The organism is Pseudoflavonifractor sp. BSD2780061688st1 E11 (assembly GCF_005844125.1).
Lineage (GTDB): Bacteria > Bacillota > Clostridia > Lachnospirales > Lachnospiraceae > Sellimonas > Sellimonas catena.
The window spans coordinates 1-23,766 of sequence record NZ_SPHM01000025.1 but is presented as its reverse complement, the minus strand read 5'-3'; the positions used below and the strand labels follow the sequence as shown (position 1 = coordinate 23,766).

Here is a 23,766-nt window from a genome sequence, read left to right as displayed (position 1 = left end):
GGAAGGAAAATGAAAACAGACATTCAGATTGCACAGGAAGCAACAATGGAGCCAATCAAAAATGTAGCCGCTTCAATCGGGATTGAAGAGGAAGATCTGGAGTTCTACGGCAAATACAAAGCAAAATTATCCGCAGAACTGTGGGATAAGGTGAAAGACCGTCCAAACGGAAAACTTGTCCTTGTAACGGCGATCAACCCGACACCGGCCGGAGAAGGCAAGACGACCGTGACAGTAGGATTGGGGGAGGCCATGGCGAAAATCGGCAAGAAAGCATTGATTGCCCTTCGTGAGCCATCCCTTGGGCCGTGTTTCGGAATCAAAGGAGGAGCAGCAGGTGGCGGATATGCCCAGGTTGTTCCGATGGAAGATCTGAATCTCCATTTTACCGGTGATTTCCACGCGATTACATCTGCAAACAACCTGCTGGCAGCACTTCTTGACAACCATATTCAGCAGGGCAACCAGCTGGGAATTGATCCAAGACAGGTTGTATGGAAACGCTGCGTGGACATGAATGACCGTGTCCTTAGAAATATCGTTGTAGGTCTTGGAAATAAAATGGACGGTATGGTAAGGGAAGATCACTTTGTTATCACCGTGGCTTCCGAGATTATGGCGATCCTCTGCCTTGCAGACAATCTCGCAGATCTGAAGAGACGTCTTGGAAAGATCATTGTTGCCTATACTTTCGACGGAAAACCGGTGACAGCAGATGATCTGCAGGCGACAGGCGCGATGGCAGCGCTTTTAAAGGATGCCATCAAGCCGAATATGATCCAGACTCTGGAGCATACACCGGCTCTTGTACACGGCGGACCATTTGCCAACATTGCTCACGGATGTAACAGTGTACAGGCAACCAAGATGGCGCTGAAAATGAGCGACATCACCATCACAGAGGCCGGATTCGGTGCAGATCTGGGCGCTGAGAAATTTATGGACATCAAATGCCGGATGAGCGGACTGAAACCAGACGCAGTTGTGCTCGTTGCAACCATCCGTGCACTGAAATATAACGGCGGCGTACCGAAGAATGAATTAAATGAAGAAAATCTGGACGCCCTGAAAAAGGGAATTGTCAACCTGGAAAAACACATCGAAAACCTGCAGAAATTCGGTGTGCCGGTTGTCGTTACACTGAATGCCTTCTCTGCAGATACAGATGCGGAAAAAGAATTTGTCAAAACATTCTGCGAAGAAAGAGACTGTGAATTTGCAATCGCAGATGTATGGGCAAAAGGCGGCGAAGGCGGTATTGAACTTGCCAATAAGGTTTTGAAGACTCTGGAGACAAAAGAGAGTCATTTCCATCCGCTTTATGCTGATGAGATGTCGCTGAAAGAAAAGATCGAGACAGTGGCAAAAGAAATTTACGGAGCTGACGGCGTCGATTACGATAAGGCCGCATTGAAACAGCTGGCCAAGATTGAAGAGCTTGGATTCGGCAATGTTCCGGTCTGCATGGCAAAGACCCAGTATTCTCTTTCCGATGACCAGACACTTCTTGGCCGTCCGGAAGGATTCCGCATTCACGTAAGAGAAGTCTATGTGAGCGCGGGTGCCGGATTTGTCGTAGTACTGACTGGCGCGGTAATGACGATGCCGGGACTTCCGAAAGTACCTGCAGCAAACAATATCGATGTGACAGACGACGGACAGATTACCGGATTGTTCTAAACATAAAGGAGACGAAACATGGCAGTATTGATAGACGGAAAAGCAATTTCCACTGAGATCAAAGAAGAATTGAAACAGGAAGTGGCAGAGTTAAAGGCACAGGGGATTACCCCGTGCCTGGCTGTCATACTGGTGGGAGACGACAGCGCATCTGCCATCTACGTGAGAAATAAAAAAAGAGCATGTGAATATATCGGAATCGAATCCCGTTCCTACGAGCTTCCAAAGGAGACGACAGAGCAGGAACTGGAAACTCTGATACAAGAGCTCAATGAAGATGAGGCCGTGGATGGAATCCTTGTACAGCTGCCCCTTCCGGAGCAGATTGACGAGGAGAAAATTACCGGGATGATTTCTCCGAAAAAAGATGTGGACGGATTTCTTCCGGAAAGCATCGGAGCACTCTGCATCGGAGCGGAGGGATTCCGGTCCTGCACACCGGCCGGGGTGCTGGAGCTGATTAAACGGTCCGGCTATACAATCGAGGGAAAAGAATGTGTGGTAGTCGGAAGGAGCAACCATGTCGGAAAACCGATGGCGCTTCTTCTTCTGGAGGAGAATGGAACCGTAACAATCGCACATTCCAGAACCAAAAACCTCAGTGAGGTAACAAAAAGAGCAGACATTCTCGTGGCTGCAGTGGGAATCCCGAAACTGATTCAGGCGGACGGCGTCAAGGAAGGTGCCGTTGTCATTGATGTCGGAATGAACCGGGATGAAAACGGAAAGCTGTGTGGGGATGTAGATTTTGAACATGTAAAAGACAAGGCGGAAGCGATCACGCCGGTACCCGGGGGAGTGGGACCGATGACGATTGCGATGCTGATGAGTAACTGTGTGGAGGCGGCACGGAAAAAGAGGAGAGAATAAGGGTACCATGCAAAGAATGACAAATCCAGGAGGCAGACTGTCAGAGGAAGAGATCAGAAGGCGGAGGAGAAGAGCAAAAGCGGAGCGGATGCGTCGCAAAAGACGGCTGAGGCGGATTCTGATTCTGGGAATGATCCTGATTTTAGCAGCGATCATCGGAATCGGAGTTCTGATCTATCGAAATACATATACCGGAGTGGTAAATCAGGGGAAAAGGGCCGAAGTAAACGGCAACAGTACAAAAGCGGAAGCGCTCTATCAGAGGGCGATTGAGAAAAACGGCGAAAAAGAAGATGCATATATCAGTCTTGCAAAGCTGTATCATAACCAGGATCAGGATGATCAGGCAGATTCCCTTTTACAGGATGCAGTGAATGACCATCCGGACAGTATTGGTGTATACCGCGCTGCGGTGGAGTTTTATGAAGATACGGAGCAGACGGGAAAGATCGCCTATATCATGAGCACCTGTACGAATGATCAGATCCTCACAGAACTCAAGGATTATGTGGCCAAAATTCCGGAATTCAGCCTGGATGAAGACAAGGTCTATGACAATGTGCAGGAATTGACACTGAGCAGCGAGGATAAGGGAACCATCTATTACACCCTGGACGGCAGTGAAGCGACAGTTGACAGCATAGAGTATAAGGAGCCGATCCAGCTGAACAAGGAGGGCGAGACGACAGTCCGTGCCATTTTTGTCAATAGAAAAGGGATTGCAAGCGTCGAGGTACAAAAGACATACACAATCCAGTTCCCGGTAGCAGATGCACCTGCAGTATCACCGACAACGGGACAGTATTCCGAAGCAGTCAGCGTCGAGATACAGGTGCCGGAGGGTTACACCGCATACTACACACTGGACGGAACCGAACCGTCGGATCAGTCTATTCAGTATACAGGAGCTTTCGCAGTTTACGAGGATACGGAGCTGAATGTCGTTCTGATTGACGGAAACGGAAAGAAAAGCGAAATGACGACAAGAAAATACCGCATCAGCAGTTGATTGTAATTATTTAAAGTGAATATAGTGAATTGAAATAAAGTCGAGGGATAATTTTATTCTTCGGCTTTTTTCTTTTGAAACCAAGATTTTACAATGAAAGATCTTTCAAACATTATGCAAAATGCACTATAAAAAGTCATGATTAAAAGGAAAAGATAGTTGAAATTGAAAATGGGTTGAAAAGATCTTCAAAACAGATCGGAAATATTGAAAGACTTTTCAATGATGATATACTTTGTTCAAGAGTGGAAATCGGAAAGGAGAGTACTATGGAAGAAAAACTAAAAAAACTCAAAGGACATCTGATCGTTTCCTGTCAGGCGCTGCCGCATGAGCCGCTTCATTCATCTTTTATTATGGGAAGAATGGCAAGAGCTGCAGCAGAGGGTGGGGCATTTGGTATCCGCGCCAATACACCGGAGGATATTACTGAAATCAGAAAAAACGTGAATCTCCCGGTGATTGGTATTGTGAAAAGAGATTATGAAGACAGCAGCGTGTATATTACCCCTACGATGAAGGAAATTGATGAACTGATGGTGGTAAAGCCGGAAATTATTGCGGTTGATGCTACAGAGTCAATCAGACCTGGAAATGTCACACTGGATGCATTTTACGATGCCGTACGCAGCAAGTATCCAAACCAGCTCCTTATGGCAGACTGTTCAACAGTAGAAGAAGCAGTTCATGCTGATCAGTTAGGATTTGACTTTATCGGGACAACCCTTGTCGGCTATACGGAACAAAGCAAAGGTGACAAGATTGAAGAGAATGACTTTGAAATTATCAAGAAAATTATAGCACAGGTCAAACATCATGTAATCGCAGAAGGAAATATCAACACACCGGAAAAAGCAAAACGGGTCATTGAGCTTGGATGCTACAGTGTTGTGGTAGGATCGATCATTACCCGTCCGCAGCTGATTACAAAATCGTTCACAGAGGAACTCGCAAAATTAGAAAAATAAGAGAAATCAGGAGGAATAAAATGAGTAAATTAGAAAAATACAGAGGAATTATCCCGGCTTTTTATGCATGTTATGATGAAGAAGGAAATGTAAGTCCGGAAAGAGTGCGTGCCCTTACACAGTATTTTATCGATAAAGGTGTAAAGGGAGTTTACGTAAATGGTTCTTCAGGAGAATGCATCTATCAGGGGGTAGAAGAAAGAAAAATCATCATCGAAAATGTGATGGCAGTTGCAAAAGGAAAACTTACAGTAATCAACCATGTGGCATGCAACAATACAAAGGACAGCGTTGAACTTGCAAAACACTCAGAAAGTGTAGGCGTAGACGCAATCGCTTCTATTCCTCCGATTTATTTCAGACTTCCGGAATATTCAATCGCTGCATACTGGAATGCAATCAGCGAAGCTGCCCCGGATACAGACTTCGTAATCTACAATATCCCGCAGCTTGCAGGCACTGCACTGACGATGAGCCTGTTTGCGGAAATGATGAAAAATCCAAGAGTGATCGCAGTAAAGAATTCTTCCATGCCGACACAGGATATTCAGATGTTCAAAGCAGCAGGAAAAGCAGCAAAAGGAGAATTTGTTGTCTTTAACGGACCGGACGAACAGTTTGTTGCAGGACGTGCAATCGGCGCAGATGGAGGAATTGGCGGTACATATGGCGTCATGCCGGAACTCTTCCTGAAACTGAATGAGCTGATCATTTCAGGGGAAAGAGAAAAAGCGACGGAATTACAGTATGATATCAATGAAATCATTTATAAGATGTGCTCCAGCCATGCAAATATGTATGCAGTTGCAAAAGAAATGCTTCGTGTAAATGAAGGACTTGATATCGGAGGTGTGCGTCTCCCTCTGGAAAACCTTCAGGAAGCAGACAAAGCAATTGCAAAAGAAGCTGCTGAAATGGTTTGCGCAGCAAAAGAGAAATATTTATAAACACGATTCGAAGAGGGAGGTAGCATATGCAGGGTTTTACTGTGATTGATTTGGTTATTTTGATTCTTTACCTGGCAGCAGTATTGTTTGCAGGTCTTCATTTCGCCAAAAAAGAAATGAAAGGGAAGGAATACTTTAAAGGAGATGGAACGGTACCGTGGTGGGTAACATCCGTATCAATTTTTGCCACATTATTAAGTCCGATTTCATTTTTGTCTTTGGCCGGAAACTCTTATGCGGGGACATGGATCATGTGGTTTGCACAGCTTGGCATGCTGCTCGCAATTCCGGTAACGATCCGCTTTTTCCTGCCGATTTATAGCAAGCTGGATATCGATACAGCATATCACTATCTGGAACTTAGATTCAACAGTAAAGGTCTTCGTGTCCTTGGTGCGGTAATGTTTATCATTTATCAGGTAGGTCGTATGTCTATCATTATGTATCTTCCATGCATGGTATTATCCAGCCTCATGGGAATCAATGTAAATATTCTGATTATCATTATGGGTATTATCGCAATCATTTATTCCTACACAGGAGGATTAAAATCTGTTCTTTGGACAGACTTCATCCAGGGATCCGTACTTTTGATCGGGGTTACATGCGGCTTGATTTTCCTGTTATGCAACATTGACGGTGGACTTGGAGCTGTTTTCCACGAATTTACGGAAGGACACAAATTTCTTGCAGAAAATCAGCCGATTTTCGATGCGAATATTTTGAAAGACAGCGTATTTCTGTTAATTGTCGGTGCAGGATTCAACACGATGGGATCGTATGTATCCAGCCAGGATATTGTACAGAGATTTACAACAACGACAGATACAAAGAAACTGAACAAGATGATGCTTGCAAACGGAGGACTTTCTATTTTTATCGCAACAGTATTCTATCTCATCGGAACAGCTTTGTACGTATTTTATCAGGTACAGGGGAATCCGCTTCCGCCGGCAGCGCAGCAGGATCAGATTTTTGCATCCTGGATTGCGTTTGAACTTCCGGTTGGTGTGACAGGATTGCTTCTTGCAGCGATTTATGCGGCGGCACAGTCCACATTGTCAACGGGATTAAATTCTGTGGCTTCCAGCTGGACATTGGATATTCAGGAACGTTTGTCCAAAAAACAATTGAGCTTTGAAAAACAGACAAAGATTGGACAGTATGTATCGCTTATCGTCGGAATTTTCTCTATCGTTGTTGCCATAGTTCTGGCTAACGGAGGCGTGCAGTCCGCTTATGAGTGGTTCAATGGATTTATGGGACTTGTACTTGGTATTCTGATCGGAACTTTTATCCTTGGTGCATTTACAAAAGTAGCAAATACGTTTGGTGCAGTGCTTGCCTTTATTGCAGCTTCTGCAGTTATGATTTTTATCAAATATGGTGTGCCGGTTGTGGCTCCGGATGTGACGATTTCCATTTGGTCTTACTCCATCATCTCCATTATCGTATCGTTGGTAGTGGGGATTCCGGCAAGTATCATCTGGAGAAATATAAAAGGAGACAAGTCTCAGCCAGCTCCAAACACAACGATTTACAGCAAATAAGCGATTATCAAAACAGGGGGAACGGATATGGTATTCGGTAATATAAGAGATCTGAAAGATTATGGATTTCTGGAAGAAGATATATTAAAATGTTTTATATATGCAAAAGAACATGATCTTTTGGCATATGAAAAAGGAAGCCATGAAATTGATGGCGAGGATCTTTTTGTCAATATCGTAGAATATGAAACGACAGATCAGGAAAAGAGATTCTGGGAAGCGCATCGGTATTATCTGGATCTGCATTTGATGCTGGACGGAACGGAAAGGATTGATGTAAACTTTATAGATAATCTGGAACAAAAAGAGTTTGTGGAAAAAGATGATTTCCTTCCAATGGAAGGCGAAGCAAATGGATGTGTAGTTCTGGAAAAGGGAGACTTTCTGTTATGCTATCCGAAAGATGCGCATCGGACAGCAGTAAAGGTAGAAAATCCGGCTAAGATCAAAAAGGCAATTTTCAAAATTCGTCTGAAGTAATGCCATATGGCCAAGAAAGAAAAGGAGCATCGGAATGAAACAGTATATCTGCATTGATATCGGAGGGACTTCGATTAAGCACGGAGTGATCACAGAAAATGAGGAGTTCTGCGAGAGTAATGAAATGCTGACAGAAGCAATGAAAGATGGCGGACCTGGAATTCTGAAGAAAATTTTCCAGATTACAGAGGAGTATTTAAAAACATATGCGGTACAGGGAATCTGTGTTTCCACGGCGGGAATGGTGGACTGTGAGCAGGGAAAGATTCTTTATGCAGCGCCATTGATTCCGGATTATACAGGAACTGAAATCAAGAAAAGCATGGAAGAAAAGTTTGGTATCCCTTGCGAAGTGGAAAATGATGTCAATTGCGCAGGGCTTGCAGAGCATTATTCCGGGGCGGCCAGAGGCAGCAGCATCAGTGTCTGTCTTACCGTCGGAACCGGAATAGGAGGTGCAATCATTATAGACGGAAAGGTATTCCACGGGTTTTCGGGAAGTGGATGTGAGGTGGGATACATGCATCTTCCGGGCGGTGAGTTTCAGAACCTGGGGGCAAGCAGTGTCCTTGTCAGAAACACAGCTTTGTATAAAAATATCGATGCTTCAGCTATTGATGGAAAATACGTTTTTGAACATGCAAAAAAAGGGGATGAAGACTGTATCCGGGCGATTGACGAGATGGTGGACATTCTGGGGATGGGAATTGCAAACATTTGTTACGTAATCAACCCGGAGGTTGTGGTTCTTGGAGGCGGAATTATGGCACAGAAGGATTTTCTGGAAAGCCGTCTCAAACAGAGTCTGAAGAAATATCTGATTCCATCTGTTGCAGAGCATACGAGGCTTGCATTTGCGGAAAATCAAAATCAGGCTGGTATGCTGGGTGCATTTTACAATTTTAAGGGAAGACATTAGTCTTCCCTTTTGGCAGTTTAAAAATGTCAGGGAGGAAACTGAAATGGCAGAATACGAAAGAAATATTATACCTCATATTGAGGCGATCTATGACACGTTTACGACTTTGGAAAAAACGATAGCAGACTATTTTATTCACTATGACGGAAAGGCGGATCTCGTATCCAAAAATGTAGCAAAAAGACTGTTTGTTTCGGAAGCATCTCTTTCCAGATTCGCAAAAAAATGTGGATACACAGGATATCGGGAATTCCTCTTCAGTTATCAGCAGGGGCAGACAGCCGCCCCTCATTCCAGTGCCAGCGGTCATATCAAAAAGGTACTGAACAGCTATCAAGAGCTGCTGAACAAAAGCTATTCCCTGATGGATGAAGCTCAGATTGAGCGGATCGTCAAAATACTTTCCGAAAAGAAAAGGATCTATGTTTACGGGAAGGGAAGTTCAGGGCTGGCGGCAATGGAAATGAAACTGCGTTTTATGAGAATCGGAGAAAATATTGAGGCCATTACCGATGAACATATTATGAAAATGAATTCTGCCCTTCTGGATGAGGAATGCGTTGTAATTGGAATCAGTGTCAGCGGAAAAACCGAAGCAGTCATCGAATCTTTAAAGATAGCCAGAAACTGCGGAGCGAAAGTCGTTTTGATGACGGCTTATACAAGAAGAAAATTTCTGGAATTCTGTGATGAGGTAATGCTCTTTGCGTTGAAAGAAAATCTGGAACAGGGGAAGGCGATTTCGCCACAGTTTCCAATTTTAATCATGGTAGATATGCTGTACTCCCGAATGATTCAGATGGATGAATACAGAAGGGAAACGCTTCACGAGTATACATTAGAGGCCCTGGATGAAAGATAATTTCTGCACAAAATATCCATTGTAAAATTATTCGACAATTTTGTAAAAAAAATTTAAAATCTATTGAAATTCGAGAAAAACAGGAGTATACTAACGATAGTTAAAAATTTATCAATGGAAGAAAAGGAGAGACAAGCAATGAGCAGATTTTGTTTACCAAGAGATATTTATCATGGCAAGGGCTGTTTGGAAGAGCTGAAAAACCTGAAAGGAAAGAAAGCCATCCTGGTAGTCGGAGGCGGTTCCATGAAACGTCAGGGATTCCTCGACAGAGCAGTGGATTACCTGAAAGAGGCAGGCATGGAAGTACAGCTCTTTGAAGGAGTTGAGCCGGACCCGTCCGTTGAAACAGTTATGAAAGGCGCAGAAGCCATGAGAGCATTCGAGCCTGACTGGATCGTTGCTATGGGCGGCGGATCACCGATCGATGCTGCAAAAGCAATGTGGGCATTCTATGAATATCCGGATACGACATTCGAAGATCTGTGCACACCGTTCAACTTCCCGGAATTAAGACAGAAAGCGAAATTTGCAGCAATTCCATCTACATCCGGTACAGCTACAGAGGTTACTGCGTTCTCCGTTATCACAAACTATCAGACAGGAGTAAAATATCCGCTTGCTGACTTCAACATCACACCGGATATCGCTATTGTAGACCCGGATCTTGTTGCAGGACTTCCAGTAAAACAGGTTGCCTACACAGGAATGGACGCTCTTACCCATGCAATCGAAGCTTATGTTTCCACACTGAACGGACCATTTACAGATCCGCTTGCACTGCAGGCAATCGAGATGGTACTGGATTATCTGCCGGCATCCTATCATTGTGATATGGACGCAAGAGAGCAGATGCACTACGCACAGTGCCTGGCCGGAATGGCATTCTCCAACGCACTGCTTGGTATTGTACACTCCATGGCTCATAAGACAGGAGCTGCATTCTCCACAGGACATATTCCGCACGGATGCGCAAATGCAATTTATCTTCCATATGTTATCAAATACAATGCAAAAGATCCTGTAGCAGCAAAACGCTACGCAGAGATCGCACGCAGAATGGGACTTCCGGGAACATCTGAAAAAGCATTAATCAACAGCCTTGTTGCAAAGATTGATGCATTCAATGTAGAACTTGGAATTCCGAAAACATTAAAAGAATTCGGAATCAACGAAGATGAATTCAAAGAAAAACTTTCCAATATCGCAGAACTTGCAGTCGGCGATGCATGTACAGGATCCAACCCGAGAAGCATCACACCTGCAGAGATGGAAAAACTTCTCACATGTACATATTACGGAACAGAAGTGGACTTCTAAATACCGTATGGCCGCCGCTTTTTCGAAAGCGGCGGTTTCCTTTTAGCGAAATTGTGAATTCTTTATCGAAAAAATCAATTTCCCTGTAAGAATTTACTTGATATTTTATGAACAATATCTTATGATAATTAAAGTATAACAATTAGGAGGCATGGGAGATGTACAAAATTTTAAAAGCAAAAGACCTTGCAGAAAATATTTTTCTCATGGATGTTGAAGCTCCTCGTGTTGCGCGTCACTGCGAGCCGGGGCAGTTTGTTATTGTAAAAATGGACGAAAAAGGTGAGAGAATCCCGCTTACAATTTGTGACTACGATAGGGAAAAGGGAACGATCACGATTGTAGTGCAGGTGGTTGGAGCATCCACTAAGAGAATGGCAGAGTATAAAGAAGGAGAATATTTCCGTGATTTCACAGGACCGCTTGGACGTCCGTCCGAGTTCATTTCTGAAGATCCGGAGACATTAAAGAATAAAAAAATCCTGTTCGTAGCAGGAGGCCTTGGAACTGCTCCTGTATACCCGCAGGTAAAATGGCTGCATGAGCACGGCGTTGACGCAGATGTCATCATCGGTGCAAAGACAAAAGATCTCGTAATCATGGAAGAAGAGATGAAGGCAGTAGCAGGTAATGTCTATGTCTGCACAGACGATGGAAGCTACGGACATGCCGGCATGGTTACATCCATGGTAGAGAAGCTTGTAAAAGAGGAAGGAAAGCATTATGACGTCTGTGTTGCAATCGGACCGATGATCATGATGAAATTCACATGCCTCATGACAAAGGATCTGGGAATCCCAACGATCGTCAGCATGAACCCGATCATGGTTGACGGTACTGGAATGTGCGGTGCATGCCGTCTGCACGTAGGCGACGAAGTGAAGTTCGCATGCGTAGACGGTCCGGAATTTGATGGTCATCTTGTAGACTTTGACGAAGCGATGAAGAGACAGCAGATGTACAGAACAGAAGAAGGAAGAGCAATGCTGAGACTGCAGGAAGGCAATACACATCACGGCGGATGTGGAAATTGTGGAGGTGACAATTAAAATGGGAGACGTATTAAAGAAAGTACCGGTCCGTGAACAGGATCCAAAGGTGAGAGCTACAAACTTTGAAGAAGTATGTTTAGGATATAATGCAGAAGAAGCCATGGAAGAAGCTTCCCGCTGCATCAACTGCAAAAATGCGAAATGTATTCAGGGATGCCCGGTAGCAATCAATATCCCGGCATTCATCAAAGAAGTAAAAGAAGGCGATTTTGAGGGCGCATATAAGACAATCGGTCTTTCATCGGCACTTCCGGCTATCTGCGGACGTGTATGTCCTCAGGAGACACAGTGCGAAGGAAAATGTATCCGCGGTATCAAAGGCGAGCCGGTTTCCATCGGTAAACTGGAGAGATTTGTTGCGGACTACGCTCTGGAACATGACATCAAACCGGTTGGAGCAGAAGTGAAAAACGGACACAAAGTTGCCGTAATCGGTTCCGGCCCGGCCGGCCTGACATGCGCAGGCGACCTTGCTAAGATGGGATACGATGTGACTGTATTCGAAGCACTCCATGAACTGGGCGGTGTACTTGTATACGGTATTCCGGAATTCCGTCTTCCAAAACAGAAAGTTGTTGCAAAAGAGATCGAGAAAGTAAAAGAACTCGGTGTTAAATTTGAAACAAACGTTGTAATCGGTAAATCCACAACGATTGATATGCTGATCGAAGAAGAAGGATTTGAGGCCGTATTTATCGGGTCCGGTGCAGGACTTCCGAAATTTATGGGTATTCCGGGTGAGACAGCAAACGGTGTCTTCTCCGCAAATGAGTACCTGACAAGAAGCAACCTGATGAAAGCTTTCGATGACAGCTACGATACTCCGATTGTTGCAGGAAAGAAAGTAGCCGTAATCGGTGGTGGAAACGTTGCAATGGATGCAGCGAGAACAGCACTTCGTCTTGGAGCAGAAGTACACATTGTGTACAGAAGAAGTGAAGAAGAGCTTCCAGCCCGTGTGGAAGAAGTTCATCATGCAAAAGAAGAAGGAGTCATCTTTGACCTTCTGACAAACCCGACTGAAATCGTGACAGAAGACGGATGGGTAAAAGGTATGAAGTGTGTAAGAATGGAACTCGGTGAGCCGGACGCATCCGGAAGAAGACGCCCGGTTGTCATTGAAGGATCTGAATTTGAGATGGATGTTGATACTGTCATCATGTCTCTTGGAACTTCCCCGAACCCGCTGATTTCTTCTACAACAGAAGGCCTGGAAGTCAACAAGTGGCAGTGCATCGTTGCAGACGAAGAGTTCGGTAAGACATCTAAAGAAGGTGTTTATGCCGGTGGAGATGCTGTAACAGGTGCGGCAACGGTTATCCTTGCCATGGGTGCAGGAAAAGCCGGAGCAAAAGGTATCCACGAATACTTAAAAGACAAATAAAACCGACAGAAATAGAGAAGCGAAGATAGCAATGGGGCTGTAGATATGAATCTGCGGTCCCATTTTATCTTCTGCGTGGAAAACAGGAGGAAACGAGATGCTGACACAATTTAACCATTATCTTCCGGTCAATCTGATTTTTGGTGCCGGAAAGACAGAAGAGCTGGGAAAGGAGACTGCAAAATACGGGCGCAAGGCAATGATTGTTACAGGACAGAACAGTACAAAGCGAACCGGGCTTCTGGACCGGGCAAAGGCGCTTCTGGAAAAAGAGGGCCTGGAAGTCGTGATCTTTGACAAGGCGGAGCCAAATCCCCTTGCCTCTACAGCCATGAAGGGTGCAGCTGTTGCGAAAGAAGAAGGTTGTGATGTGATCGTCGGCCTGGGAGGCGGAAGCATTATGGACTGCAGTAAGGCAGTGGCATTTGCCGCCTGCAATGAAGGAAATATTTTTGACTATATTTACGGGATAAAAAAAGGAGAGAAAGCCCTTCCGCTGATTCTTGTTCCGACGACATGCGGAACCGGAAGCGAAGGAAACTGCTTTGCGGTTCTGACAGAGGATGAGACAAAAGACAAGAAGTCTCTTCGGGATAACGCGGTTATTGCAAAGGCATCCATCATTGATCCGGAACTGATGACGACAATGCCGGCTTCTGTTCTGGCATCCGTTGGCTTTGATGCACTCTGCCATTGTATGGAAGCTTATCTGAGCAAGATCTGTGACCCGATCACGGAAATTACTGCACTGGAAGGTATCCGACTGATCGGGAATAACCTGCTGACAATTTACGAGGAGAAAAAGCAGGGGATGACAGAACCGTCCAAAATGAATATGGATGCATGGAGCGCGGTTTCTCTTGCAAGTACCTATGGAGGCATGGTGATTCATCAGGCAGGAGTAACAGCACCGCATGGCCTGGAACATCCGGCAAGCGGTATGCGCAATATCACCCATGGAAGAGGACTTGCTGCTCTGACTCCTGTCATTTACCGCAGGACAATCGATGCGGCGCCGGAGAAATTTGCAGTGATTTCCAAATGCCTGGGAGGAACAAACGAGAATGACTGTGTGAGTGTGATTGAACATCTTCTGGATTGCCTCGATCTTCGCACGACCCTTTCCAGAGAAGGAGTGCTTGCGGAAGACGTGGAATGGATGACTAAAAATGCATTTAAAGTTTCCGCAGCCAGCATTCAGAATCATCCGAAAGTATTTACCGAGGAAGAGGTACGCCGGATTTATCTGGAGGCACTGTAGCAGGAAAAACAGAATGAGATGTAAAAGGAGACACGAAAGCTTGGAGGACAGCTGCAAACTTCCGTGTCTTTTTTGTTACTCTGCAAAGGACCGGAAGTTTCGGCCTTTTTTCTTGGAAAGAGAAAGAAAATAGGGTATAATAATAAGATACATATAATACAAGAGGTGGCTTGAATGATGGAAGAAAAAAAGATGATGATCGTCGGTATTGGAGGCGTAGGCGGATACCTCGCCGGGATGACCGGACAGAAATATAGTAACCTGACACTGATTGCAAGAGGAAAACGTGGAGAGGCTCTCAGAGAGCATGGAGTAGTGCTTCACAGTGATTATAACGGGGAAATGGTAACCAGAGCCGCAGCCGTCCTGGAGAGCGCGTCAGAAGCAGGAGCGGTACAGGATCTGATTTTTCTCTGTGTCAAGACCTATGCGCTGGAGGAAGTATGCAGCACTCTTGCTTCCTGTGTGGATGAACATACGATCATTGTGCCTGTGATGAACGGCGCGGACACCGCACAGAGGGTGCGGGAGTATCTGGGAAAAGGACTGGTCGTAGATTCCGTAATCTACACGACTGCCGCCGCAAATAAAGATTATTCCATCACACAGCTTGGACAATATACAAAAATTATCCTTGGAGCGTCTGATCCGCAGGAGAAGGAAGCAGCGCAGGAGGTTTTCAGAGTTCTCCGGACGGCAGGAATCGACTGCGAAGTATATGAGGATGTCAGACAGGCGGTGTGGGAGAAGTATATTTTTAATTGTGCTTACAACGTCATTACGGCGTATTATCTGGAAACTGTGGAGAATATCCGTGACCACGAAGACAGAAGAAGAGAATTTCATACATTACTTGAGGAGGCACTGGCTGTGGCAGAAGCAGCCGGAGTCCACATCAGGGAACATTATATTGATGAAGAATATACGAGATTTCTGGGGCTGAATGAAGGATCTACCAGTTCCCTGAAGCGGGATGTGGAAGCGGGGCGCCCATCCGAATTTGAGACATTCGGAGGATACCTGATTAAGACGGCAAAAGAGCTTGGAGTGCCGGTTCCGCTTTCAGAACAGTTTTATGATGGTTTAAAAGAAAAAATAAAAGGGAAGGCAGACTAGAGACTGAAATTAGTAAATGGGGTAGGAAACGTGACAGCAAAGAAGGAAACAACATTGGAAAGCATGAACTTTTTAGATGAAATCATAGAAAAACTGACAAAGAAAATTGCACAGATGGACGAGGAGATTACAGCCGGGCAGAAAGACATCGAGAGCATGCATGAATATTACTGGGAAAATTATACAGAGATGGACCAGTATGGCTACGAAGATTATGATAATCAGCAGGCTCTTCTTCAGCGTGTCAATGCGAATCAGGATTCTCTGCGTCTGAAGGCGAGATACGAAAAAATGTTGGATTCTCCTTTTTTCGGCAGAGTGGATTTCTGCTATGACGGAGACGACGAGCCGGAAGTATTTTACATCGGAATCGGGAATTTTGCAGAAGAAGCAGGAAAAGTTCCGTTGATTTATGATTGGAGAGCTCCGGTAAGCGGCCTGTTTTATGATTATGATAAAGGACCGGCCTTTTACGAAGCACCGGCAGGAAAGCTGGAGGGAGAAATCACATCCAAGTGGCAGTATAAGATCCGAAGAGGAAAACTGGTCTATGGATTTGAAAGCGATGTCAAAATCGATGATGAGATTCTAAAGCAGGAGCTTGGAACAAACAGCGATGTACAGCTGAAAAATATTGTCCGGACGATTCAGAAAGAGCAGAATGCGATTATCCGGAATACCAACGATAAGATCCTGGTGATTCAGGGAGCAGCCGGCAGCGGGAAAACGTCGGTGGCTCTCCACCGGATCGCCTATCTTTTATACCATGACCGGAAGCACCTGAAATCGTCAAGTATACTGGTGCTTTCACCGAACAGTGTATTTTCCGATTACATTTCCCATATCCTTCCGGAACTCGGAGAAGAGAATATCCGGGAAATGAGTCTGGATCTGTTTGCGTACCGGGAGCTGAAAAAGATTGTTCCGGACTGTGAAGACCGGTATCATCAGATCGAGCACCGGCTTGCAGGAATGGATGAAGCAGACTGGAAACGCTGTCAGTGGAAGCAGTCCAGAGACTGTATTGGAGCGATGGAAGGATTTCTGGCACAGCTGGAAGAATGGCTTGTCAATCTGAAGGGTGTTCATTTCCGTGGTCTGGAAAAGACAGAGGAAGAGATGATCCGTCTCTTTTATTTCAAATTCCAGGAAGTTCCTGTCCTTGCGAGGATGGGAGCAATCATGGAATATTTTGTAGATGAATACGAAACCAGATACAGTACGGAACTGTCGGAAGAAGAGGTGGAGAAGCTGCGGACGAAGTTTAATGCCATGTATACGACAGTGGATGTCTATAAGATCTATAACTGGTTTCTGGAAGAACAGGGACTTCCTCTGCTTCCGGATGTCCCGTATGACAGAAGATATCTTTCTTATGAGGATGTCTATCCGATGCTGTATTTAAAATACCGACTTGAAGGGGCCGGAAGACAGGACCAGATCCGGCATCTGGTAGTGGATGAAATGCAGGACTATTCCTACCTGCAGTATACGATTCTCTCCCTTCTATTTTCCTGTCCGATGACGATTTTGGGAGACCGGGCGCAGACGATGGAGGAAGAGCAAAATGATGTGACACAATTTCTTCCGCAGATCCTGGGAAAACACTTCAGAAAGATCGAGATGAACAAAAGCTACCGCAATACCGTGGAGATTGCCAGATATGCAGAAACACTCGGCGGCATCAAAGAGACAGATCTTCTGGACCGGCATGGAAAGGCGGTGGAAGAAGCAGAGTTCTCATCCGGGGAAGAACGTACCTCTCAGATTTTGAAACAGGTAAAAACCGGACCGGACGGCTATGAGACAGCGGCGGTGCTTACCATGACAGAACAGGAAGCAAAAGAGATTTATGAGAACATCCGGGAAAAGACAGATCAGGTTCATTATATTGACCGGGACAGCTCCAGATTCGGACGCGGTCTGACGGTTACAACGTTTTACATGGCCAAAGGTCTGGAATTTGACCAGGTATTTACTGCGGCTTGTAAGGAGCAGACGGGCCTGACCAGACAGGCAGAGTACATCTGCGCTACGAGAGCACTGCATGAGCTTTACGTGTACAGAGTCTGATTCCGGACGGAGGAAAAAGGAATGGGGAAAACACAACAGAAAAAACGATTATTGTATATTGATATTTTAAATATACTTGCATGTCTGTGCGTGATTTTTATGCATTGCAACGGGATTGCGCACCAGTATTCCGATACAGCCGCATGGAGACAGAGCATGGTGATTGAAACGATTGCATACTGGGCGGTTCCGGTCTATTTTATGATATCCGGAGCGACGCTTCTGGACTACCGGGATAAATATCTGACCAGAGTCTTCTTCAAAAAGAGGTTTTTGAAGACAGGGATTCCATTTGCCGCATGGACGCTGATCAGTCTGGCATACAAAATCCAGTTTCAACAGATGGAATTCGAGCCGGGTTTGTCCAGTATCGTCAGCCTGTTTACCAATACAACAGCCGAGAATGTGTACTGGTTTTTCATTCCGCTGTTTATGGTTTACCTTTCCATGCCGGTACTGTCGCTTTTGAAAGATTACAAGCATATTCTGCTTTATATGGCGGGGTTGGCGTTTTTGGTTTATTCTGTTTACCCGGTCTGCTGTATTGTGTTTCAGATCCCGATGAACGGATCAATACAGATCCCTGTGGCAGGCGGATATATTCTGTATGTCATTCTAGGGTATCTGCTTGCAACGACTGACATGACACGAAAGACAAGAATTCTTTTCTATATCCTTGGCCTTGCAGGGGCAGGAATCCGGTTTGGAAGTACGATTCTTGGATCATCAGAAAGCGCCGGACTGGATCAGACTTTCTGGGGATACATGAAATTTCCGGCGGTCTTTCTGGCAGTCGGAGTCTTTGTGGCAGCGAAGTACGGACCATGGGACAAGCTGGAAAATACTCCGAAGATCCGCCGGATTGTCACCACTCTTGCTGGAACCGGATTTGGTGTCTATCTGATGCATATGATCGTTTTCCGTATCCTCCAGGATGCGACGGGCCTCAGCATGGAGTCCGGGTGGTGGCGGCTTGTTATGCCGTTTGTGATCTATGGAATCTGTGTGGTACTGGTACTGATTTTGAAAAAGATTCCGGTATTGAAATACATCGTTCCGTAAATGGAGCATTGGAGTAAAAGAGAAAAAGGAGAACAAGGTGAAAATAACACTGATTACTGTAGGAAAAATCAAAGAGAAATATCTGAAAGATGCCATCGCAGAATACAGTAAGCGGCTTTCGCGATACTGCAAGCTGGAGATTGTTGAAGTGGCCGACGAGAAGACACCGGATCAGGCCAGTGAAGCGGTGGAAGAAAGCATCCGTGATAAAGAAGGGGAGCGGATCTTAAAGTACATTCGGGACGATATGTATGTGATTACGCTGGAAATCGCAGGGAAAATGCTGACATCGGAAGAATTTGCAAAAAAGATCGAACAGCTCGGGATACAGGGAACCAGCAGCATCGCCTTTGTGATCGGAGGCTCTATCGGACTGGGAAAAGACGTTCTGAGACGCTCAGACTATGCATTAAGTTTTTCAAAGATGACATTCCCGCATCAGCTCATGCGGGTGGTACTGCTGGAACAGATATACAGAGGATACCGGATTATCAATGGAGAGCCATATCACAAATAAGTGCGGTTTTCGCACTTGGGTGTGATATGGTGGGAAGTAATAAGGCATGTAAAGTATTCGGAAAAGGAGTGGACAGAGGTTGTTCTGCTCCTTTTTTGCATATGTAAGAAAGAAAATGACAGGGAAATAAACGAATGGTATAATGAAGAAAAGATTAGGCGGCAGATTGGAATTTATGAGCAAGAAGTCCTGATTGACCAGGTTGAAGAAATATTGAGGTGTTTCAAAATGAGAAAAATCAAAATAATTTTGTGTATATCATCCTTAATTGCAATCATATTATCAAGCTGTGGAAAGCAAGGGCCGAACATTGACCTGGCGAGTATTGACATATCCGATATCGATAGCGTTGAACATACAGGAACTACAGGCGGACAGAATGGTGGATATTCATACTCTTTTTCAGAAAGCGAAAGCAACGGATTTATTAAGCTGCTGAATAAAGTGGAACTCGGGAATGTTGTGAATGAAAGAGACGCATTGTCAAACGGATCAGTTTCTTATTATACCCTCTATTATACGGACGGAGAAACACTGACGATTAGTCCGGGACATTATTTTAAGATTGGAGACACTTATTACGAATTCAAGAATTATGATGAATTGTGGGACAAGTTTGTAGAATTTAACAGCATACATTAAAATAATGTGGGTTCTACACTACCGCAGTGGAAAATCAATACAAGAAATAGAAGAAGCAGAAAAATTACTCGGTATAAAATTTTCTAAACAATATCGAGATTTTAATGAGAAATATGGGTATCTGTCTTTTTTCGGTAATGAAATTGGGGGATAGATACGAATAATTTGAGTGGGCTGGAAAGAAATTTGAAAAGGAAGGACAAATTTATGAAACATTGTGGAACGAAAAGGTTAGAGACAAATAGATTGATTTTAAGAAGGTATGCGAATGAAGATGCTGCAGCGATGTATAAAAACTGGGCGTCAGATAAAGAGGTTACAAAATTTCTGATGTGGCCGGCTCATCCGAATCAAGAAGTAAGCCAAAGTGTAATAGAAGATTGGGTAAATCAATATTCTCATGAAAATTATTATCATTGGGCTATTGTTTTGAAAGAAAATGGAGATGAGCCGAGAAATCCAAATTCGGGGAAAGTGATGAAAAAATGTGGGATGAAATATGAGGGGACTTTACGTAGTGCTGATTGGAATAATCAAGGCATTTGTGATGCCTGCTATTATGCATTGTTAAAATTAGAACGCTAGCTTTATATACTCGCCGGAAGATGTAAAAAGCTTAAAATCTATAAGAAACGATAAATTAGAATTTGTGAAGGAGATATCCTTATGAGAGAATTAGGTTCAGAAGCTGAAAAAATTATGATGGAACGTTTTGGAAAAGATACAGTAATTGCATTAGCAACGGTGGAACATGGAGTACCGTATGTGCGGAAAGTAAATGCTTATTATGAGGATGGTTCATTTTATATTATTACATATGCGCTTTCTAACAAAATAAAGCAAATAGAAAAAAATCCAAATGTTGCAATAGCGGGGGACTGGTTTACGGCACACGGAAAGGGTAACAATTTAGGGTATTTTGGAAAAGAAGAAAATCGTATAATTGCCGAGAAACTGAAAAGCGTTTTTACCGAATGGATTGATAATGGGCATAACAATTTTGATGATGAAAACACTATAATTTTATGTGTGGAATTAACGGATGGAGTGTTGCTTTCACATGGAATAAGATATGAGTTTTAACCTTCAAATTCACGAATTGAAAGCTGGAGGAGGAAAATCAATGGACAGTTTAATTAAATTTCTGAAGAATAAAATTACTGATAAAATACCACTGGAAGAAATTGTAGATGTATTTGAGCAGATGTGCAGTATACCGCTTGAAGAAGATATGATTTTATTTGAAACAGGAACATTTATTACTTCTGCGTCCGAGCCAGTGTTTGAAATTTCGCTAGTTAGGCAATTTCCAAATGGTGAGGAAGAATTTTATCAAATCCATGTAGACATTTTATATAAGCCTACCAGTGAAAATAAAATATTTAGTGAAGCAACATGGGATGAAGATTTAAGTGAAAATATATTTGACTACATTAGAAGATCAGAAGTTTTTGCCTACGCAAAAAATAACGAATACATCAAAGTAGAAATATATTTGGATGAAACTTAAATTGCCAACTTCCAATTTATAGCAGGGGAAATAATATGGTATTACAGAATGATATATGTAAGGTAAATATCTCCATAGATACAACATACACTGTTGAATCAACGGACAATAAACCATATGATTTGGTGATAAATCCAAGGCACTTAAGACACAATGATATGTATAAGACTTTCTCTATACAAATAGATTTGTTCAGCAAAACAATCAGCATTGCATTGATAGGTGATTTTTATAGCTATGACAAAGATTGTGCAGTGCTTGAGGATGAAATTTTAACCATCTTACAAAATAATGCTATTGTTCAGTTGAATATAAATGATGGTACTATGATATATTTCAAAGAATTTGATTGCTTTGGCTGCAATTACGGAATATACAGGGTACAGAACGGTTATATCATTTATGGGGAAATAGAAATAATCATGTTAGACTTTAATTTCAATAAGAAATGGTCTTTTTCGGGTAAAGATACATTTGTATTTATGTCAGAGAAAAAGGCATTTGAGTTATGTGAGAATTCTATTAAGCTACATGATTTTGAAGGAAATTTTTATGAAATTGATTTTTCAGGAAAGCTAAAAAGTGAAGGATAACATATAGATAAATCCTGAATTGTTGAACGGAAAATTGCATTTTAGCAGAGGAGATGCATATGGGAGCATGGGTTGATTTTTCGAACCGAATAGAAATAGGGAATCGGTCATGGAGCAATGGGGCAATGCAGATATACGGATACGAAGAACTGACGGAGGAGTTCGTCAGAAATATTATCGCATCGCCTGGAATCAGGCATATCCAGATTACGGAAAATCTTCCGGAAAATGCATATAAAATGATTGACAGGATTTTGGAAGAGCGGGAAGATATGTATTTTCGTATTTACAGCATGGGAGAAAAAGAGCCTGTAGATCTGAACTGCCTGTGTGAAATGGAACATCTGAAGAACCTTCAGTTGGATGGATATCTGCGTGAGCGGCAGGAGATGTTTGATTTTCATATTCTCAGTAAGCTGAAGGGGCTGCGGGGACTGGGGCTGAACCTGTATGAATTAAGAGATTATAGTTTTCTAAGGGAGCTGTCCCCTTGTCTCGAGAGCCTCAGCGTTTCGGCGGAGACGTCAGGGAAAAGCATTGACTTTGACTGCGAATGGCTGCTGGATTACCCGCACCTGTCAAAACTTTATCTTGGAAAAAAAGCAAAAAAGAATATTCAGAAAATCGGTCTGATCCCGAAACTGACATCCCTTACACTTCAGGGGATCAAGGTGAAGGACTATGAATTCCTGAGAGACAGCTCCTGCCTTTCTGAACTTTCTATCCGCTGGAACGGGATGAACGACCTGAGTTCGCTGAGCGGGTTTGAACAGCTGCGGAAACTGGAACTTTGGCGGATAATGAAACTGGAGGATATTTCTTTTATCAGTACATTGACCGGTCTGCAGATACTGAAGCTGATTGACCTGAAGTGGATAAAGAGTCTGCCAGATCTTTCCGGGCTGAAGGACTTGAAAGAGATCGGCATAGATAATGTTCCGCTGGATATGGAGGGGATTCCGGATGAAATTCGGAAGTTGATCCGTCCGACATGGTTATGACAAACCTATACTTCACATTTTAAGGATCATCAAACTTTAAGAGGGTTCTTCCGTAGGGTTGGCAAAAAAAGAATAATTAAAGTATGTAGGCGCAGTGGTTCTCACTGCGCCTGTTGTGATGTGATTAACTTTTTTTCCTGTAGTGAATACAAGGTTACCGTTAAAATAAAGAAGAATTATTCAGAAAAATAGAAATATTTTTCGGTGTCGCGCGTCTATATTATAAAGGGCGAAAATAGAAAAGATAATTATGAACAAAAAAGGATCATAATCGTTCTTTTTATTTGGAAAATAATGGCAGAATTGCAAAAAAGTCATAATATTAAGAAGTATAAAGTTAAATAATTGACAAAATAGACAGTTATAGGTATGATGAATATAACATATCAAATAAAAGAGAGGCGGGAATTCCAATGGGAAAGGAAGTAATCGGAAAAAGTTAATCGGAATTCTTTTCAAAGGAAGGAGAGAAAAAGACGAAAAAATGGTTGCAGTTGTTGCGGTAATAATTAACAGAAACGGTACATAGAGTGAGACTAAAGAGTTGTCTCCAAGATAGGCAACTCTTTAAGAATAAGCAGGTGATTTTATGAAGATAAAAAAATATGTATGTATTGTATTAATTCCAATATTATTGAGCCTGCCATGTAGCGGTTGTAAAGACCAACAAAAAGCTAATAAATATACACTAACAATTTTAACAGAACAGGAGTTTGAAAGTCAGATAAAAATAGCCCGAAATTATTTAGCAGAGCAATCAACTAATGTGGATATACAAATTAAAACACTATCTACAAATCCTAGTACAAGAGAAATTGAAATTCAAAAATTAATAACACAGATCATGGCCGGAAAGGGGTATGATATTTATCTACTAAAACTTCCCACACCAATACGGTGTGTTGAACCTTGAAAATTCAATATTTCAGCCAATAAAAAAGGCATAAACC

At 43.3% G+C, this 23,766-nt stretch carries 24 protein-coding genes; all 24 read left to right on the top strand.

The genetic code is table 11. From position 1 onward, the window contains the following. The first annotated feature begins 9 nt into the window (after positions 1–9). Positions 10–1,680: a formate--tetrahydrofolate ligase gene (locus tag FGQ85_RS11720; RefSeq protein WP_138373549.1), complete on the top strand. Its 1,671-nt coding sequence runs from the start codon at positions 10–12 to the stop codon at positions 1,678–1,680. Positions 1,681–1,698: 18 nt separating this feature from the next. Next, entirely contained in the window at positions 1,699–2,550 is an 852-nt protein-coding gene (gene folD, locus FGQ85_RS11715; protein WP_138373548.1) for a bifunctional methylenetetrahydrofolate dehydrogenase/methenyltetrahydrofolate cyclohydrolase FolD, read from the top strand. A gap of 7 nt (positions 2,551–2,557) precedes the next feature. Next, positions 2,558–3,559: a chitobiase/beta-hexosaminidase C-terminal domain-containing protein gene (locus tag FGQ85_RS11710; RefSeq protein ID WP_138373547.1), complete on the top strand. Its 1,002-nt coding sequence runs from the start codon at positions 2,558–2,560 to the stop codon at positions 3,557–3,559. Positions 3,560–3,828: 269 nt separating this feature from the next. Continuing rightward, positions 3,829–4,527: an N-acetylmannosamine-6-phosphate 2-epimerase gene (locus FGQ85_RS11705; protein ID WP_138373546.1), complete on the top strand. Its 699-nt coding sequence runs from the start codon at positions 3,829–3,831 to the stop codon at positions 4,525–4,527. A gap of 20 nt (positions 4,528–4,547) precedes the next feature. After that, complete coding sequence (locus tag FGQ85_RS11700; protein ID WP_138373545.1) at positions 4,548–5,474, top strand: dihydrodipicolinate synthase family protein; 927 nt, start codon at positions 4,548–4,550, stop codon at positions 5,472–5,474. Between the two features lie 26 nt (positions 5,475–5,500). Next, positions 5,501–7,024 carry a sodium:solute symporter gene (locus FGQ85_RS11695; protein ID WP_138373544.1) on the top strand — a complete coding sequence of 508 codons (1,524 nt, stop codon included), beginning with the start codon at positions 5,501–5,503 and terminating at the stop codon, positions 7,022–7,024. Positions 7,025–7,051: 27 nt separating this feature from the next. Then, positions 7,052–7,504, top strand: a complete 453-nt coding sequence (locus FGQ85_RS11690) for a YhcH/YjgK/YiaL family protein (protein ID WP_138373543.1) — start codon at positions 7,052–7,054, stop codon at positions 7,502–7,504. Positions 7,505–7,538: 34 nt separating this feature from the next. Then, positions 7,539–8,423, top strand: coding sequence for an ROK family protein (locus tag FGQ85_RS11685; protein ID WP_138373542.1), 885 nt, complete (start codon positions 7,539–7,541; stop codon positions 8,421–8,423). A 43-nt stretch (positions 8,424–8,466) separates the two neighbouring features. Further along, complete coding sequence (locus tag FGQ85_RS11680; RefSeq protein ID WP_138373541.1) at positions 8,467–9,285, top strand: MurR/RpiR family transcriptional regulator; 819 nt, start codon at positions 8,467–8,469, stop codon at positions 9,283–9,285. A 138-nt stretch (positions 9,286–9,423) separates the two neighbouring features. Further along, a complete protein-coding gene (locus FGQ85_RS11675; protein ID WP_138373540.1) occupies positions 9,424–10,605 on the top strand; it encodes an iron-containing alcohol dehydrogenase in 1,182 nt (393 codons plus the stop codon). Between the two features lie 158 nt (positions 10,606–10,763). Next, entirely contained in the window at positions 10,764–11,654 is an 891-nt protein-coding gene (locus FGQ85_RS11670) for a sulfide/dihydroorotate dehydrogenase-like FAD/NAD-binding protein (protein WP_138373539.1), read from the top strand. Position 11,655: 1 nt separating this feature from the next. Beyond that, positions 11,656–13,041 (top strand): NADPH-dependent glutamate synthase, encoded by a 1,386-nt coding sequence (gltA, locus tag FGQ85_RS11665; protein WP_087252034.1) that lies wholly within the window; start codon positions 11,656–11,658, stop codon positions 13,039–13,041. A gap of 97 nt (positions 13,042–13,138) precedes the next feature. Further along, on the top strand, positions 13,139–14,302 hold the full coding sequence (locus FGQ85_RS11660) for an iron-containing alcohol dehydrogenase (protein ID WP_138373538.1): 1,164 nt from the start codon (positions 13,139–13,141) through the stop codon (positions 14,300–14,302). A gap of 174 nt (positions 14,303–14,476) precedes the next feature. Further along, positions 14,477–15,418: a 2-dehydropantoate 2-reductase gene (locus FGQ85_RS11655; protein WP_087168000.1), complete on the top strand. Its 942-nt coding sequence runs from the start codon at positions 14,477–14,479 to the stop codon at positions 15,416–15,418. Positions 15,419–15,448: 30 nt separating this feature from the next. Continuing rightward, a complete protein-coding gene (locus FGQ85_RS11650; protein WP_347563095.1) occupies positions 15,449–17,491 on the top strand; it encodes a UvrD-helicase domain-containing protein in 2,043 nt (680 codons plus the stop codon). 21 nt (positions 17,492–17,512) lie between these two features. Next, positions 17,513–18,553: an acyltransferase gene (locus tag FGQ85_RS11645; RefSeq protein WP_118635579.1), complete on the top strand. Its 1,041-nt coding sequence runs from the start codon at positions 17,513–17,515 to the stop codon at positions 18,551–18,553. Positions 18,554–18,590: 37 nt separating this feature from the next. Then, on the top strand, positions 18,591–19,070 hold the full coding sequence (gene rlmH, locus FGQ85_RS11640) for a 23S rRNA (pseudouridine(1915)-N(3))-methyltransferase RlmH (protein WP_138373537.1): 480 nt from the start codon (positions 18,591–18,593) through the stop codon (positions 19,068–19,070). A gap of 15 nt (positions 19,071–19,085) precedes the next feature. Continuing rightward, a complete protein-coding gene (locus FGQ85_RS11635) occupies positions 19,086–19,712 on the top strand; it encodes a hypothetical protein (RefSeq protein ID WP_243128548.1) in 627 nt (208 codons plus the stop codon). A gap of 207 nt (positions 19,713–19,919) precedes the next feature. Further along, complete coding sequence (locus FGQ85_RS11625) at positions 19,920–20,297, top strand: GNAT family N-acetyltransferase (RefSeq protein ID WP_138373536.1); 378 nt, start codon at positions 19,920–19,922, stop codon at positions 20,295–20,297. A gap of 81 nt (positions 20,298–20,378) precedes the next feature. Further along, positions 20,379–20,795 carry a pyridoxamine 5'-phosphate oxidase family protein gene (locus FGQ85_RS11620; protein ID WP_087167990.1) on the top strand — a complete coding sequence of 139 codons (417 nt, stop codon included), beginning with the start codon at positions 20,379–20,381 and terminating at the stop codon, positions 20,793–20,795. 40 nt (positions 20,796–20,835) lie between these two features. After that, positions 20,836–21,222 (top strand): hypothetical protein, encoded by a 387-nt coding sequence (locus FGQ85_RS11615; RefSeq protein WP_087167989.1) that lies wholly within the window; start codon positions 20,836–20,838, stop codon positions 21,220–21,222. Positions 21,223–21,257: 35 nt separating this feature from the next. After that, positions 21,258–21,815, top strand: coding sequence for a hypothetical protein (locus FGQ85_RS11610; protein WP_087167988.1), 558 nt, complete (start codon positions 21,258–21,260; stop codon positions 21,813–21,815). A 59-nt stretch (positions 21,816–21,874) separates the two neighbouring features. After that, complete coding sequence (locus FGQ85_RS11605; RefSeq protein ID WP_138373535.1) at positions 21,875–22,816, top strand: hypothetical protein; 942 nt, start codon at positions 21,875–21,877, stop codon at positions 22,814–22,816. A 589-nt stretch (positions 22,817–23,405) separates the two neighbouring features. Further along, positions 23,406–23,729 (top strand): hypothetical protein, encoded by a 324-nt coding sequence (locus FGQ85_RS11600; RefSeq protein ID WP_138373534.1) that lies wholly within the window; start codon positions 23,406–23,408, stop codon positions 23,727–23,729. Positions 23,730–23,766: the final 37 nt, after the last annotated feature.

What these genes read in the sequence shown, in the direction of transcription:
- FGQ85_RS11700 (WP_138373545.1), top strand. Translation starts at nt 4,548, where the DNA reads ATGAGTAAATTAGAAAAATACAGAGGAATTATCCCGGCTTTTTATGCA.
- FGQ85_RS11670 (WP_138373539.1), top strand. Translation starts at nt 10,764, where the DNA reads ATGTACAAAATTTTAAAAGCAAAAGACCTTGCAGAAAATATTTTTCTC.
- FGQ85_RS11720 (WP_138373549.1), top strand. Translation starts at nt 10, where the DNA reads ATGAAAACAGACATTCAGATTGCACAGGAAGCAACAATGGAGCCAATC.
- FGQ85_RS11660 (WP_138373538.1), top strand. Translation starts at nt 13,139, where the DNA reads ATGCTGACACAATTTAACCATTATCTTCCGGTCAATCTGATTTTTGGT.
- FGQ85_RS11685 (WP_138373542.1), top strand. Translation starts at nt 7,539, where the DNA reads ATGAAACAGTATATCTGCATTGATATCGGAGGGACTTCGATTAAGCAC.
- FGQ85_RS11615 (WP_087167989.1), top strand. Translation starts at nt 20,836, where the DNA reads ATGGACAGTTTAATTAAATTTCTGAAGAATAAAATTACTGATAAAATA.
- FGQ85_RS11695 (WP_138373544.1), top strand. Translation starts at nt 5,501, where the DNA reads ATGCAGGGTTTTACTGTGATTGATTTGGTTATTTTGATTCTTTACCTG.
- FGQ85_RS11690 (WP_138373543.1), top strand. Translation starts at nt 7,052, where the DNA reads ATGGTATTCGGTAATATAAGAGATCTGAAAGATTATGGATTTCTGGAA.
- FGQ85_RS11680 (WP_138373541.1), top strand. Translation starts at nt 8,467, where the DNA reads ATGGCAGAATACGAAAGAAATATTATACCTCATATTGAGGCGATCTAT.
- FGQ85_RS11675 (WP_138373540.1), top strand. Translation starts at nt 9,424, where the DNA reads ATGAGCAGATTTTGTTTACCAAGAGATATTTATCATGGCAAGGGCTGT.
- FGQ85_RS11620 (WP_087167990.1), top strand. Translation starts at nt 20,379, where the DNA reads ATGAGAGAATTAGGTTCAGAAGCTGAAAAAATTATGATGGAACGTTTT.
- FGQ85_RS11710 (WP_138373547.1), top strand. Translation starts at nt 2,558, where the DNA reads ATGCAAAGAATGACAAATCCAGGAGGCAGACTGTCAGAGGAAGAGATC.
- FGQ85_RS11705 (WP_138373546.1), top strand. Translation starts at nt 3,829, where the DNA reads ATGGAAGAAAAACTAAAAAAACTCAAAGGACATCTGATCGTTTCCTGT.
- FGQ85_RS11625 (WP_138373536.1), top strand. Translation starts at nt 19,920, where the DNA reads ATGAAACATTGTGGAACGAAAAGGTTAGAGACAAATAGATTGATTTTA.
- FGQ85_RS11600 (WP_138373534.1), top strand. Translation starts at nt 23,406, where the DNA reads ATGAAGATAAAAAAATATGTATGTATTGTATTAATTCCAATATTATTG.
- folD (WP_138373548.1), top strand. Translation starts at nt 1,699, where the DNA reads ATGGCAGTATTGATAGACGGAAAAGCAATTTCCACTGAGATCAAAGAA.
- gltA (WP_087252034.1), top strand. Translation starts at nt 11,656, where the DNA reads ATGGGAGACGTATTAAAGAAAGTACCGGTCCGTGAACAGGATCCAAAG.
- FGQ85_RS11645 (WP_118635579.1), top strand. Translation starts at nt 17,513, where the DNA reads ATGGGGAAAACACAACAGAAAAAACGATTATTGTATATTGATATTTTA.
- FGQ85_RS11610 (WP_087167988.1), top strand. Translation starts at nt 21,258, where the DNA reads ATGGTATTACAGAATGATATATGTAAGGTAAATATCTCCATAGATACA.
- FGQ85_RS11605 (WP_138373535.1), top strand. Translation starts at nt 21,875, where the DNA reads ATGGGAGCATGGGTTGATTTTTCGAACCGAATAGAAATAGGGAATCGG.
- FGQ85_RS11655 (WP_087168000.1), top strand. Translation starts at nt 14,477, where the DNA reads ATGATGGAAGAAAAAAAGATGATGATCGTCGGTATTGGAGGCGTAGGC.